General features: G+C 65.0%; 13 protein-coding genes. 8 read left to right on the top strand and 5 right to left on the bottom strand.

Annotated features, from left to right (window positions below):
* Positions 1 to 33: 33 nt before the first annotated feature.
* From I6F33_RS01560 to I6F33_RS01550, 3 genes are all read right to left on the bottom strand, one after another.
* Positions 34 to 840: an enoyl-CoA hydratase/isomerase family protein gene (locus I6F33_RS01560; RefSeq protein ID WP_109142270.1), complete on the bottom strand. Its 807-nt coding sequence runs from the start codon at positions 838 to 840 to the stop codon at positions 34 to 36.
* A gap of 240 nt (positions 841 to 1,080) precedes the next feature.
* Positions 1,081 to 1,839: an SDR family NAD(P)-dependent oxidoreductase gene (locus I6F33_RS01555; RefSeq protein WP_024337318.1), complete on the bottom strand. Its 759-nt coding sequence runs from the start codon at positions 1,837 to 1,839 to the stop codon at positions 1,081 to 1,083.
* Between the two features lie 55 nt (positions 1,840 to 1,894).
* The gene (locus I6F33_RS01550; RefSeq protein WP_249789811.1) at positions 1,895 to 2,473 is read right to left on the bottom strand and encodes a TetR family transcriptional regulator; all 579 of its coding nucleotides are present in this window, start codon (positions 2,471 to 2,473) and stop codon (positions 1,895 to 1,897) included.
* A gap of 231 nt (positions 2,474 to 2,704) precedes the next feature.
* Between I6F33_RS01550 and I6F33_RS01545 the strand changes: the two genes are divergently transcribed.
* Together I6F33_RS01545 and I6F33_RS01540 are read left to right on the top strand one after the other, a co-directional pair.
* On the top strand, positions 2,705 to 3,877 hold the full coding sequence (locus tag I6F33_RS01545; protein ID WP_225140803.1) for an acetyl-CoA C-acetyltransferase: 1,173 nt from the start codon (positions 2,705 to 2,707) through the stop codon (positions 3,875 to 3,877).
* A 118-nt stretch (positions 3,878 to 3,995) separates the two neighbouring features.
* Positions 3,996 to 5,540 (top strand): acyl-CoA synthetase, encoded by a 1,545-nt coding sequence (locus tag I6F33_RS01540; RefSeq protein WP_225140801.1) that lies wholly within the window; start codon positions 3,996 to 3,998, stop codon positions 5,538 to 5,540.
* A 128-nt stretch (positions 5,541 to 5,668) separates the two neighbouring features.
* Here I6F33_RS01540 and I6F33_RS01535 read toward each other — a convergent pair whose 3' ends face one another.
* On the bottom strand, positions 5,669 to 6,211 hold the full coding sequence (locus tag I6F33_RS01535; RefSeq protein ID WP_225140799.1) for a methylated-DNA--[protein]-cysteine S-methyltransferase: 543 nt from the start codon (positions 6,209 to 6,211) through the stop codon (positions 5,669 to 5,671).
* 134 nt (positions 6,212 to 6,345) lie between these two features.
* On the opposite strand from I6F33_RS01535, the gene I6F33_RS01530 reads away from it, so the two are divergent.
* Both I6F33_RS01530 and I6F33_RS01525 read left to right on the top strand, forming a co-directional pair.
* Positions 6,346 to 7,164: an alpha/beta fold hydrolase gene (locus I6F33_RS01530; RefSeq protein ID WP_036020851.1), complete on the top strand. Its 819-nt coding sequence runs from the start codon at positions 6,346 to 6,348 to the stop codon at positions 7,162 to 7,164.
* Positions 7,165 to 7,166: 2 nt separating this feature from the next.
* Positions 7,167 to 7,979, top strand: coding sequence for an alpha/beta fold hydrolase (locus I6F33_RS01525; protein ID WP_225140797.1), 813 nt, complete (start codon positions 7,167 to 7,169; stop codon positions 7,977 to 7,979).
* Position 7,980: 1 nt separating this feature from the next.
* On the opposite strand, the gene I6F33_RS01520 is transcribed toward I6F33_RS01525, so the two are convergent.
* Entirely contained in the window at positions 7,981 to 8,436 is a 456-nt protein-coding gene (locus tag I6F33_RS01520) for a carboxymuconolactone decarboxylase family protein (protein ID WP_225141292.1), read from the bottom strand.
* 100 nt (positions 8,437 to 8,536) lie between these two features.
* On the opposite strand from I6F33_RS01520, the gene I6F33_RS01515 reads away from it, so the two are divergent.
* From I6F33_RS01515 to I6F33_RS01500, 4 genes are all read left to right on the top strand, one after another.
* The gene (locus I6F33_RS01515; RefSeq protein WP_225140795.1) at positions 8,537 to 9,436 is read left to right on the top strand and encodes a sigma-70 family RNA polymerase sigma factor; all 900 of its coding nucleotides are present in this window, start codon (positions 8,537 to 8,539) and stop codon (positions 9,434 to 9,436) included.
* Positions 9,437 to 9,576: 140 nt separating this feature from the next.
* Positions 9,577 to 10,254: a GntR family transcriptional regulator gene (locus tag I6F33_RS01510; protein ID WP_057028357.1), complete on the top strand. Its 678-nt coding sequence runs from the start codon at positions 9,577 to 9,579 to the stop codon at positions 10,252 to 10,254.
* A 148-nt stretch (positions 10,255 to 10,402) separates the two neighbouring features.
* A complete protein-coding gene (locus I6F33_RS01505) occupies positions 10,403 to 11,203 on the top strand; it encodes a phytanoyl-CoA dioxygenase family protein (protein WP_036020838.1) in 801 nt (266 codons plus the stop codon).
* Positions 11,204 to 11,356: 153 nt separating this feature from the next.
* Positions 11,357 to 12,670: an NAD(P)H-dependent oxidoreductase gene (locus tag I6F33_RS01500; RefSeq protein WP_225140793.1), complete on the top strand. Its 1,314-nt coding sequence runs from the start codon at positions 11,357 to 11,359 to the stop codon at positions 12,668 to 12,670.
* The last annotated feature ends 75 nt before the right edge of the window (positions 12,671 to 12,745 follow it).

Raw genomic sequence — 12,745 nt, 5'->3', positions numbered from 1 at the left:
CCGGAATTACTGTCCTTTGCGGATCTTCATCGTTCAGCGCCTGATATAGACAGGCTTTCGCTTCTCAAGGAAGGCCCTGATGCCTTCCGAAAACTCTTCCGAGCGGCTGCACAGGACCTGGTTGCGATCCTCCATCGCGATCACAGCTTCCAGCGAGCTGGCATCGACGCTCATGTTGAGGCATTCCTTGGATAGCCGCAGGCCCACGGGCGAGGCCGTCATCATCGCCTCGACATAAGGCGCGGCCGCGTCATCGAGCTTGTCCTCGTCCACGATCTCCGAGACGAGGCCGACCGCGAGCGCGCGCTCCGCTCCGATGAAGCGCCCGGTGAGGATCAGCTCGGATGCGACGGAGACGCCGACGAGGCGCGGCAGAAAATAGCTGGTGCCGATATCGCAGCCGCCGAGCCCGAGCTTGATGAAAGCGCAATTCATCCGCGCCGATCTCGTCGCGATGCGGATGTCGGAGGCCAGCGCCAGCGCGAAGCCGCCGCCGGCCGCCGCGCCCTGCACCAGCGCCAGGATCGGCTGCGGACAGCGCCGCATCAGCATCACGATGTCGGCGATGCGCCGCTGCGAATCCAGCGACTCCGTGACGCCCGGCGGCTCCTGCTGTCCGGCCCGGCGCGCCATCGCAGCTTTGAGATCGAGCCCGGCACAAAAATTCCTGCCGGCGCCCTTGAGCACGACGACGCGCGTGTCGCGATTGCGTTGCAGGCCCTGGAAATAGTCGTTGAGCGCATCGATCAGCGCCGGATCGAGGGCGTTGAGGTGCTCGGGCCGATTGAGCGTCACCCGGTCGACGCCATCGTCATGCTCGATCAGCAGCGGTTGGGACATGGGTGCCTCGCACTTGCCGCGAGTCGCGGCGCCGATTGCTGCGCCCTCTCCCCTTGGAGAGGGCATGTAAATCGCTAGCCGCACAATCGCTTGTGTGAGGGGTCTGCCTCCACAAATGAGATTGTGGAGACAACCCCTCATCCGGCGCCGTAGCCGAAGCTTCGCTTCGGCGTTCTTAAGAACGGCGGCCTAAGGCCGCCTATGCCACCTTCTCCCACAAGGGGAGAAGGAAGAAAGCACCTACCTCGGCGCCATCCTGATCGCGCCGTCGAGGCGGATGGTCTCGCCGTTCAGCATCGGGTTCTCGACGATGTGCACCGCGAGCATGCCGTATTCGTTGGCATCGCCGAGACGCGAGGGATGCGGCACCTGGGCGCCCAGGCTCTTGCGGGCCTCTTCGTTCAGGCCCATCAGCAGCGGCGTGAAGAACAGGCCGGGCGCAATGGTGTTGACGCGGATCTTCTGGCTGGCGAGATCGCGCGCGGCCGGCAGCGTCAGGCCGACGACGCCACCCTTCGAGGCCGAATAAGCGATCTGGCCGATCTGGCCTTCGTAGGCGGCAACCGAGGCCGTGTTGATGATGACGCCGCGCTCTTCGCCGATCGGCTCCGCAGTAACGAGGCGCTCGGCGAACAGCCGCAGGCAGTTGAAGGTGCCGATCAGATTGACGTTGATGATGCGTGCGAACTTTTCGAGCGGATAGACACCGTCGCGGCCGACGATGCGCTGCGAGCCGCCGATGCCGGCGCAGTTCATCAGCACGCGGGCGACGCCGTGTGCGGCTTCCGCCTTGGCGATCGCTGCCTTGATCTGCTCCTCGCTGGTGACGTCGGCGTGCAGCGCGACGCCCTTCACTTCGGCGGCCACCTTCTCGGCGTTTTCCTTGCTCTGATCGATCACGCCGATCTTGGCGCCCTTGGCGGCCATGGCGCGGGCGGTCGCGGCACCAAGGCCCGAGCCGCCGCCGGTGATGAGAACGGCTACGTCTTTTAATTGCATCGCTTGTACCTTTCCTTGAGCGTTTCTTCTCTAGACTTGTCACGTGTCGGCCGGACTATCCGGCCGCAGCGGCTTCCCCGGCTTGCGTGAGGATGCCGCCGCAGATCAGCGTTTCCATGTGCTTGATGTATTGCCGGCAGACATCGTCAGTGACCGGGCCGACGCCGGTGGCGCGGGACATCGCGTGCCGGCCGAAGAACAGGTGATCGCAGGCACCGATCAGGCTGGTGTAGAACAGTACCGGATCAGTCGGGCGGAATTCGCCGCGGCTGACGCCTTCCGCCACCAGGCGGCGGTGGAAGTCCAGCAGCGGGGCAACGAAGAATTTCGAGACTTCGTCGGCAGAGCTCGCGCTGGTTTCGTGCAAGAGATAGTGGATCAGCCGGTTCATGTAGGGGAACCGGTGATAGGCACGGATGATGCCGGCGATGTGCAGCTTCAGCTTCGCTGTCGACGTGATCGGCTGTGCCAGCAGATATTCGAGATTGGTCATCTCGGTCGCGGCATCCCGCGCCAGCAGCGCCAGCAGCAGGCCGTCCTTGTTGCCGAAGTGATATTTGACCAGGGCCGCGTTGGCGCCCGACTTCTGCGCAATATCGGACAGCGAGATCTCGATCGAGGAGCGTTCGATCATCAGCTCGCTCGCGGCCACCAGCAATTTCTCTGCCGTGGAATTTTTCCCGCTGGGGAGCCTGTTCGGTACGCTGGTCGCCACGGAGATCCCTGTTTGGCCGCTGGAAGCGGGGCGCAGATAAGCGCAAGCAGCGCCTCATCACAAGAGTTAATTGATCGATTGACTAAACGATGGTCCGACCCTTAAATCGCCCGACAACCCACCCAATAAAGAATTCAGGGAGAGACCGACATGGCCGAGGCTTACATCGTCGCCGCTGCGCGCACCGCCGGCGGGCGCAAGGGGGGCCGCCTCGCCGGCTGGCATCCGGCCGATCTCGCCGCGAAGGTGCTGGACGAGCTGGTCGACCGCACCAAGGTCGATCCGGCCCAGGTCGAGGACGTGATCATGGGCTGCGTGATGCAGGTCGGCGAACAGTCCAACAATGTCGCGCGCAACGCGATCATGGCCTCGAAGCTTCCGGAGAGTGTGCCAGGCACCTCGATTGATCGTCAGTGCGGCTCCTCGCAGCAAGCGCTGCACTTCGCCGCGCAGGCGGTGATGTCGGGTGCGATGGACGTCGTGATCGCGGCCGGGGTGGAGTCGATGACGCGGGTGCCGATGGGCCTGTCGTCGCAGCTTCCGGCCAAGAATGGCTTTGGCAATTACAAGAGCCCGGGCATCGAGAAGAAGTATCCGAATATCGTGTTCAGCCAGTTCACCGGCGCCGAGATGATGGCCGAGAAGTACGGCCTCTCCAAGGATGAGCTCGACGAATATTCTTACCAGAGCCATCAGCGCGCGATCGCGGCGACGCAAGCAGGTCACTTCAAGAAGGAGATCGTGCCGCTCGACATCACCCGCGCCAACGGCAGCAAGGACACTCACCACATCGACGAAGGCATTCGCTTCGATGTCACGCTCGACGGCATCAAGGGCGTCAAGCTGATCGCCGAGAACGGCAAGCTCACCGCGGCCAGCGCCAGCCAGATCTGCGACGGCGCCTCCGGCGTCATGGTGGTGAACGAGAAGGGCCTGAAGCAGCTCGGCGTCAAGCCGCTCGCCCGCATCCATCACATGACCATGACGGGCGGCGATCCCGTGATCATGCTCGATGCTCCCCTGCACGCCACCAAGCGCGCGCTGGAGAAGGCCGGCATGAAGATCGGCGACATCGACCTGTTCGAGGTCAACGAGGCCTTCGCCTCGGTGCCGACCGCCTGGCTGAAGACCACCGGCGCCGACCCGGAGCGTCTCAACGTCAACGGCGGCGCCATCGCGCTCGGCCATCCGCTCGGCGGCTCCGGCACCAAGCTGATGACGACGCTGGTCCACGCGCTGCACCAGCGGGGCAAGCGCTATGGCCTGCAGACCATGTGCGAAGGCGGCGGCATGGCCAATGTGACGATCGTGGAGCGGCTGTAAGAAGAACAAAAGCGAGTAGCGAGTGGCGAGTAGCGAGTGGTGAGTAGACGAAGAGCGGTTTGCCCTTCTTCCCTATTCGCCACTCGCTACTCGCCATTTCACGTTTTGAGGAAATGCCATGACCCACCCCTGTATCCACGCCAAGACGACGCCCGACAAGATCGCCTACCAGATGGCCGGGACCGGCAAGGCGATCACCTATCGCGAGCTCGACGAGCTCTCGAACCAGGGCGCGCATCTGTTCCGCTCGCTTGGCCTCAAGGCCGGCGACCACATTGCGCTGTTGATGGAGAACCGCCTCGCCTTCATGGAGCTGTGCTGGGCGGCACAGCGCAGCGGGCTCTATTACACCGCGATCAGCCGCTACCTGAAGCAGGACGAGATCGATTACATCATTGCCGATTGCGGCGCCAAGGTCGTGATCACGACGCCGAAATGCGCCGACCAGATCAAGGGCCTGATCAAAGGCACGCCCGGCGAGCCGATCTTCTACATGATGGACGACCCGCTGCCCGGCTTCCGCTCCTACGACAAGGAAGCCGCCGCGCAGCCGACGACGCCGATCGCCGACGAGGTCGCCGGCTACGACATGCTGTATTCGTCGGGCACCACCGGGCGCCCTAAGGGAATCAAGAAGGCTTTCGAAGGCAACAGGATCGACGTGCCGAACGCCTTCCTCCGCGTGCTCTGCGCCGACATGTGCGGCATGAATGCGGAGAGCACCTATCTGTCGCCGGCGCCGCTCTATCATGCGGCACCCCTGCGCTTCAACATGATGGCGATCGTGCTCGGCGGCACCTCCATCATCATGGAGCACTTTGACGCCGAAGAGTTCCTGAAGCTGGTCGAAAAGTACAAGGTGACGCAATCCCAGCTGGTGCCGACCATGTTCGTGCGCATGCTGAAGCTGCCGGACGAGGTGCGCGCCAAATACGACGTCTCCACATTGAAGGGAGCGATCCACGCCGCCGCGCCCTGCCCGGTCGACGTCAAGGCCAGGATGATCGAATGGTGGGGGCCGATCCTGATCGAGTATTACGCCGGGTCTGAAGGCAATGGCGTCACCGTCTGCAACTCGCAGCAATGGCTGGAGCACCGCGGCAGCGTCGGCCGCGCCGTGGTCGGCAAGATCAAGATTCTCGACGAGAACGATGAGGAGCAGCCGGTCGGCGAGATCGGTACCGTCTATTTCGCCGATGCGCCCGCCTTTACCTATCACAACGACCCCGAGAAGACGAAGAAAGCCTACAACGCCAAGGGATGGTCGACGCTCGGCGATGTCGGTTATCTCGACAAGGACGGCTTCCTCTATCTCACCGACCGCAAGTCCTACATGATCATCTCCGGCGGCGTGAACATCTATCCGCAGGAGACCGAGGACGTGCTGATCACCCACCCCGAGGTCGCCGACGTCGCGGTGTTCGGCGTGCCGAACGAGGAGATGGGCGAAGAGGTCAAGGCGGTGGTGCAGCCCCACGACATGAGCCGCGCCGGCAAGGCGCTGGAAGCCGATTTGATCGCCTATTGCAAGAGCCGCCTCTCCGCCATCAAATGCCCGCGCTCGATCGATTTCGAAGCCGAGCTGCCGCGCACGCCGACCGGCAAGCTGGTGAAGCGGCATTTGCGTGATCGGTATTGGCCGAAGACGGCGACGAAGATTTAGGGCGAGCGGCCGCTCTCAACACCGTCATGCCTGGGCTTGTCCCGGGCATCCACGTTCTTTGTACCGCAAAGGAACACGTGGATGCCCGGGTCAAGCCCGGCCATGACGCCGAGCAAGCTTTGGTATCTTCAATCGAACAAGCTCGGCGTGTGGTTCACCAGCGCGCCTTCGATCTCCAGCATCTTCAGCTTCGTGACCACGCCGCCATTCGCCGAGAAGCCGCCGGGCTTGTTGCCCGCCGCGAGCACGCGATGGCAGGGCACGACGATCGGGCACGGGTTGCGGCCGAGCGCCTGACCGACGTCGCGCGACAGCTGGACGCCACCGAGCTGCTTGGCGATGTCGCCATAGGTGACGGTCTTGCCGGGCGGAATCGCGCGGGCGATGTCGTAGACGCTGCGATTGAACTCGGGCACGCCGTCGAGATCGAGCGGGATGTCGGTGAGATCATCCGGCTCGCCGGCGAGCAGTTTCGTCATGCGGTCGATCGCCTGTTGCACCTCGGCGGTCGGCTCGGCCTCAACGGCGTCGGCATGACGCTGGCTGATGCGGGTGCGGATCTTCTGCTCGCCGCCCATCGGCAATTGCGTGCCGTTGATGCCCCGCGGGCCCCAGGCGATGGCGCACAGGCCGATCCTTGTGTCGAACAGGGCAAAATGCTGGTCGGTCATGTCTAGGTTCCTGGCTTGCTTCCGTTGCAGGCCCCCACTTTGATGTCGTGCCAAATCTAGGCTTGGAAATAGTTGCGATCCACCCGGTTTCCGGGAATCTTGCACAGGCGTTCCAATCCTCTCCCGAGTCCATCATGCAGAGCCTCCACGTCAACGGTTACGACATGCCCTATCTCGACGTGGGCGAAGACAGGGGCCGTCCGCCTCTGGTCTGCGTGCATGGATCGCTGAATGACTTCCGCGTCTGGGGCTGCGTGCTGGGGCCGCTGACGCAGCGGCACCGGGTGATCGCCGTCAGCCTGCGGCACTTCTTCCCGGAGCGCTGGGACGGCGTCGGTGACACCTATTCGATCGCCCAGCATGTCGAGGACGTCATCGCCTTCATCGACAAGCTCGATGTGGGACCGGTCGATTTGATGGGCCATTCCCGCGGCGGGCATATCTGCTTCCGCGTGGCGCAGCAGCGGCCCGATCTCTTACGCCGGCTGATCCTGGCCGAGCCCGGGGGCGAGCTCGATGCGAGCCTTGATCCGGACTACGTCGGCGGCCCCTCGCCGCTGCTGGCGCGCTTCACGGCCTCGGCCGAGAAGATCGCGGCCGGCGATGTCGACGGCGGGCTCGCCGTCTTCGTCGACACGCTGGAAGGCCCCGGCACCTGGCCGCGATTGCCCGCGATGGTGAAGCAGAACCTGCGCGACAATGCCTTTACGCTGATCGGCCAGGTCCGCGACAGCCGCCCGCCGTTCTCGAAGGCGGATGCGGAGGCGATCAAGATGCCGACGCTGTTCATCCTGGGCGCGCGGACCAAGGGCCTCTTGCCGAAAGTGCTGCATGCGCTGGCCGCGCATGTGCCCTATTCCAAGACGGCGATCATCCCGAACGCGACGCATCCGATGTTCGAGCAGGCGCCGCAGAAATTCTCCGAAGTGGTTTTGGATTTTCTGGCGAGCTGACCATGCAAGGCTTCCGCGTCAACGGTTACGACATGGCCTATCTCGAGGTCGGTGAGGGCCCGCCACTGGTCTGTGTGCACGGCACACTCGGTGATTTCCGCACCTGGTATTCGGTGCTCGGTCCGCTGTCGAAATCCCATCGCGTGATCGCGGTCAGCCTGCGGCACTTCTTTCCCGAGCATTGGGACGCCGTCGGCGACGACTACAAGATGGCGCAGCACGTCGCCGATACGATTGCCTTCATCGAGCAGGTCAGGCCCGGCCCCGTCGACCTGATGGGCCATTCGCGCGGCGGCCACATCGCCTTCCGCGTGGCGCAGGCGCGGCCTGATCTGTTGCACAAGCTGGTGCTGGCCGAGCCCGGCCGCGATCTCGACCCATCCCTGCCTGTGCCCGAAGGCACGCCCGCGCATCCGCCGCTCGCGGCGCGCACGGCGCGCTCGGTCGAGATGATCCGCGGCGGCGACCTCGAGGGCGCGGTGCGGAATTTCTACGAAGGCATCGAGGGCGACGGTTCCTGGCGGCGCGTGCCGGCTGCGGCCAAGCAACAACTCCGCGACAACGCGCTCACCTTCCTTGGCCAGATCAACGAGCAGCGCCGGCCCTACACCCTCAGCGATGCGCAGGCGATCAGGACGCCGACGCTGCTGATAGGCGGCGGCGCCACCACCGGCAGCCTGTCGGTGATGTGGCGCGTGCTGGCCGCGCACATCGCGGGCGCCGAGACGGCAGTGATCGCGAACGCCGGCCACTGGATGTTCGAGCAGGCGCCGCTCGAGTTCGGCGAGGTGGTGAGCAGATTCCTGACGGAGTAGCTCACACCTTCCACACGCCGACCGGCATCTTGATCGTCGCGTTCAGGCGGTTCCAGACGTTGATCGTCGCGATCGCAACGATCAGCGTGGCGAGCTCGCGCTCGTCGAAGTGCTTGGCGGCTTCGTTCCAGATCGCATCGGGCACCGGATCCTCGCGATCGGCGACGCGCGTGACGGCTTCGGTCAGGGCCAGCGCGGCGCGCTCGGGGTCCGTGAAATAGGGCGCCTCGCGCCAGGCGGATACGGCGAACAGGCGCTCGTCGGTCTCACCCAGTCTGCGGGCGACCTTCGGGTGCATATCGACGCAGACGCTGCAACCATTGATCTGGCTGGCGCGCAGGTGCACCAGTTCGAGGAGCCTTTCCGGCAGACCCTGCTTTGTCAGGTTGCCGAGGGACTGAAGGACATTCATGGCCTCCGGCAGGACCATGACAGGGTGTTTCATGCGGGCGTGCATCATGTTGCGTCTCCATCTGTCGAATTTCGAAGGTTCCGGTCACATCGGCCGGATTGGCTTCGTCATGGGCATGACGGATCGCGACGAGGGAATGTGACCTATGACCGGAGAAAATTTTCTGACTGAACAGTTCGAGGCGAGCAGGGACCATTTGCGTGCGGTCGCCTACCGCATGCTGGGCTCGCGCGCCGAGGTCGACGATGCCGTGCAGGAGGCTTGGCTGCGGGTCAGCCGCTACGACCTGTCCGACATCGCGAATTTGCGCGGCTGGCTGACCACGGTCGTGGCGCGCATCTGCCTCGACATGCTGCGCGCCCGGAAGTCGCGTCGCGAGGATCCGATGGGTCCGCACGTACCCGAGCCGGTTGACGATACCCGCGAGCGAGAGGCGGAGATGGCCGATTCCGTCGGCGCGGCACTGCTGGTCGTGCTGGAAACGCTGCAGCCCGCGGAGCGGCTCGCCTTCGTGCTGCACGACATGTTCGCCGTCCCGTTCGAGGAGATCGCGCCGATCGTCGGCCGTTCGGTCGATGCCTCGCGGCAACTGGCGAGCCGCGCCCGGCGGCGCGTGCAGGGCGCGCCGGTGCCAGAGACGGATCGGACGCAGCAGCGAAGGATCGTCGATGCATTTCTTAAAGCGTCGCGCGAGGGCAATTTCGAAGGGCTACTCGCGGTGCTGGATCCCGACGTGGTATTCCGCGCCGATCAGGCCGCGGTGCGGCTCGGCTCGCTGGCGGAGGTGCGCGGCGCCGAGGCTGTCGCGCAGCTCTACAAGGGCCGCGCCCGGACGGCGCGCACGGCGCTGGTCGATGGTGAGTTGGGTGCTGCCGTCATCCTCGGCGGACAGCTGCGCATTGCCCTGCGCGTGACGTTCGTGGGCGAGCGGATCGGGGCGATCGAGGCGGTGGCCGATGCGGACGACATCGCCACGATGGAGGTGGAGGTGCTGGATGGGTCAGATCCGGACCCGTTGTCGCGAAAACAACCCCATGCACAGTAGACGGACTCAGGAAATTCAACAGCTTACCCGGGTGACGTGAAGCCCTTGGGATCGCCCGAGGTACGGCTTGACGCTCCACCTCGCCGAGCGTAAGTTCGAATACGGAATTCCGTATTCTGAGATGGCTTGGAGCTGCCGGCGTGATCCCTCTCGACCCGCTCCCGAACTTGATCGACCAGGTCTATGCGCGGATCCTGGAGGCGATCTCCGACCGAACGCTTCGGCCCGGCCAGCGCATCCGGCAGAACGAGCTCGCCGATCGGCTCGGCGTGTCGCGCCAGCCGGTGTCGCATGCGCTGCATCTGTTGCATCGGCAGGGCCTGGTCGCCGAGAGCGGCCGCCGCGGCTTTGAAGTGACTCAGCTCGATCCCGCGCGCATCCGTCAGCTCTACGAGGTGCGCGGCGCCATCGACGCGCTGGCGGCCGGGCTGGCCGCTCAGCGCGCGGCCAGCGACGCAGCGGGACGCGCGCGACTGGAGGCAGCGCTCGCCGCCGGGCGCCGCAGCGACCGCGACACCACGCTATCCGAGCTCATCACCCTCGATGTCGATTTTCACCGCGCGATCTATCAGCTCGCCGGCAATCCCGTGATCGAGGAGACCATGGCGCCGCAATGGCCGCACATGCGTCGCTCGATGGCGACGGTGCTCTCCGAGCTCGATTATCGCGCCAGCGCCTGGGCGGAGCATGCCGATATTGCCGCGCACATTTTCAGCGGCAACGCGAAAGCGGCCGAACGCGCCGCGCTCGCGCACGCGCAGACGGCGGGACGGATGACCGAGGAGAGATTGCGGGCGACGGAAGAGGCGGCGGCGTAGCGATTGCCACCGTCATTCCGGGGCGATGCGTAAGCATCGAGCCCGGAATCCATCGGGCGGCAGAGACTGCGGGGAAAATGGATTCCGGGCTCGCGACTTCGTCGCGCCCCGGAATGACAAAAACAAACAAAACCAAGGAGGACGACCCATGAAACTGTCTCAGGAGCAATTGGAGTTCTTCCACCGCGAGGGCTGGCTGTTCCTGCCCGAGCTGTTCGCCCAAGAGGAGGTCGACCTGCTCGCGCGCGAGGCGGTCGCCATCTATGAGGCCAACCGGCCGGAGGTCTGGCGCGAGAAGAGCGGAGCGCCGCGCACGGCCTTTGCCGCGCATCTCTACAACGAGGCGTTCGCGATCCTCGGCGCGCATCCGCGCATGATCGAGCCGGTCGAGCAGGTGTTCGGGGAGCCCGTCTACATGCACCAGTTCAAGATCAACGCGAAATCGGCCTTCACCGGCGACGTCTGGCAATGGCACCAGGATTACGGCACCTGGAAGCGCGATGACGGCATGCCGGAGCCGCGGGCGATGAACATCGCGATCTTCCTCGACGAGGTGATGCCGATCAACGGCCCCCTGATGCTGGTGCCGCGCAGCCAGAACGCCGGCGATCTCGAGGCTTCGCACGATCTTGCCACCACCTCTTATCCGCTATGGACGCTGGACGAGGATACGGTGACGCGCCTCGTCAAGCAGGGCGGCATCGTCGCGCCCACCGGCAAGCCCGGCGGCATGCTGATGTTCCACGGCAATCTCGTGCACGGCTCCAGCGGCAACATCACGCCCTATCCGCGCAAGATCGTGTACCTGACGCTGAATGCGGTCTCGAACCATATCCGCACACCGACACGACCGGATTACATCGCCCATCGCGATTTCACGCCGATCAAGACGGTGGACGACGATGCGCTGCTGCGGTTGGCGCGGGCACCACGGCAGGCGGCGGAGTAACCTGTCATTCCGGGGCGACGCGGAGCGTCGAGCCCGGAATCCATCGGGCCGCAGTGCTTGTGGAGAAATGGATTCCGGGCTCGCGCTTCGCGCGCCCCGGAATGACGAAGTTTGACAGTGTCACCTGACAGCCATAGCGATCTCGGACCCCCCATGAACCTCTTCCGCCTCCTGCAAGCCCGCGCATCCGCCGGCAAGCCCATCCGTGTCGCGCTGATCGGCGCCGGCAAGTTCGGCTCGATGTTCCTCGCACAGGTGCCGCACACGCCGGGGCTGGAGGTGCCCCTCATCGTCGACATCGACCGCGACCGGGCCCGCGAGGCCTGCCGGACCGTCGGCTGGGATGCCGAACGCATCGCCGCGACCGTGTTCACCGATGACGGCGCGCGCGCCATTGCCGGCGGCGCCATGGACGTGGTGGTAGAGGCGACCGGCAATCCCGCCGTCGGCATTGCCCACGCGCGCGCCGCGATCGCGGCGGGCAAGCATATCGTGATGGTCAATGTCGAAGCCGACGTGCTGGCGGGCCCGCTGCTCGCCGACGAAGCGCGCAAAGCCGGCGTGGTCTATTCGCTCGCCTATGGCGACCAGCCGGCGCTGACGGCGGAGATGGTCGATTGGGCCCGCGCCACTGGATTTCACGTCATTGCCGCCGGCAAGGGCACGAAGTACCTGCCAGCCTATCACGACGTGACGCCCGACGGTGTCTGGCAGCATTACGGCCTGACCGCGGGCGAAGCGCAGTCGGCCGGCATGAATCCGCAGATGTTCAACTCGTTCCTCGACGGCACCAAATCGGCGATCGAGATGGCCGCGATCGCCAATGCCTGCGGCCTCGACGTGCCCGCGGACGGCCTGGCGTTTCCGCCGTGCGGCGTCGATGATCTGCCGCACATCATGCGGCCGCGCTCGCGCGGCGGTGTGCTGGAGCGATCCGGTGTCGTCGAAGTCGTCTCCTCGCTCGAGCGCGACGGCCGGCCGGTGTTTCGCGACCTGCGCTGGGGCGTCTATGTGGTACTGGAGGCGCCCAACGACTATGCCGCCGATTGCTTCAGGCAATACGGCCTCAAGACCGATGGGAGCGGACGCTATGCCGCGATGTACAAGCCCTACCATCTGATCGGGCTCGAGCTGAACATCTCGATGCTGTCGGCCGCGCTGCGGGGCGAGCCCACCGGGCAGCCTTACGGCTTTCGCGGCGACGTCGCCGCCGTGGCCAAACGTAACTTGCGTGCCGGGGAGATGCTCGACGGCGAAGGCGGCTACACGGTATGGGGCAAGCTGATACCGGCGGCCGCGAGCCTCAGGGCTGGGGCCCTGCCGATCGGGCTCGCACATCGCCTCAAGCTTAAGCACGACGTCGCCCATGGCACGTTGGTACGCTGGAGCGATGTCGAATTCGACCCGGGCAACGAAACGGTGAAGGCGCGCAAGGCCATGGAAGCCGCGTTCGCGCCGCAGCATTGATCGGCTTGGCCGGCGCACAACCAAAGCGAGCTTGATTTGCTGTTCCCCTTTGGTCATGCTGCCTGCGATCCGGGA

This window comes from Bradyrhizobium sp. BRP20 (assembly GCF_020194215.1).
GTDB lineage: Bacteria > Pseudomonadota > Alphaproteobacteria > Rhizobiales > Xanthobacteraceae > Bradyrhizobium > Bradyrhizobium yuanmingense.
This window is presented reverse-complemented; position numbering and strand designations above follow the sequence as displayed.

Coding starts and splice junctions, on each gene's coding strand:
- I6F33_RS01560 (WP_109142270.1), bottom strand. CDS start 840: ATGTCCCAACCGCTGCTGATCGAGCATGACGATGGCGTCGACCGGGTG.
- I6F33_RS01555 (WP_024337318.1), bottom strand. CDS start 1,839: ATGCAATTAAAAGACGTAGCCGTTCTCATCACCGGCGGCGGCTCGGGC.
- I6F33_RS01550 (WP_249789811.1), bottom strand. CDS start 2,473: ATGATCGAACGCTCCTCGATCGAGATCTCGCTGTCCGATATTGCGCAG.
- I6F33_RS01545 (WP_225140803.1), top strand. CDS start 2,705: ATGGCCGAGGCTTACATCGTCGCCGCTGCGCGCACCGCCGGCGGGCGC.
- I6F33_RS01540 (WP_225140801.1), top strand. CDS start 3,996: ATGACCCACCCCTGTATCCACGCCAAGACGACGCCCGACAAGATCGCC.
- I6F33_RS01535 (WP_225140799.1), bottom strand. CDS start 6,211: ATGACCGACCAGCATTTTGCCCTGTTCGACACAAGGATCGGCCTGTGC.
- I6F33_RS01530 (WP_036020851.1), top strand. CDS start 6,346: ATGCAGAGCCTCCACGTCAACGGTTACGACATGCCCTATCTCGACGTG.
- I6F33_RS01525 (WP_225140797.1), top strand. CDS start 7,167: ATGCAAGGCTTCCGCGTCAACGGTTACGACATGGCCTATCTCGAGGTC.
- I6F33_RS01520 (WP_225141292.1), bottom strand. CDS start 8,436: ATGCACGCCCGCATGAAACACCCTGTCATGGTCCTGCCGGAGGCCATG.
- I6F33_RS01515 (WP_225140795.1), top strand. CDS start 8,537: ATGACCGGAGAAAATTTTCTGACTGAACAGTTCGAGGCGAGCAGGGAC.
- I6F33_RS01505 (WP_036020838.1), top strand. CDS start 10,403: ATGAAACTGTCTCAGGAGCAATTGGAGTTCTTCCACCGCGAGGGCTGG.
- I6F33_RS01500 (WP_225140793.1), top strand. CDS start 11,357: ATGAACCTCTTCCGCCTCCTGCAAGCCCGCGCATCCGCCGGCAAGCCC.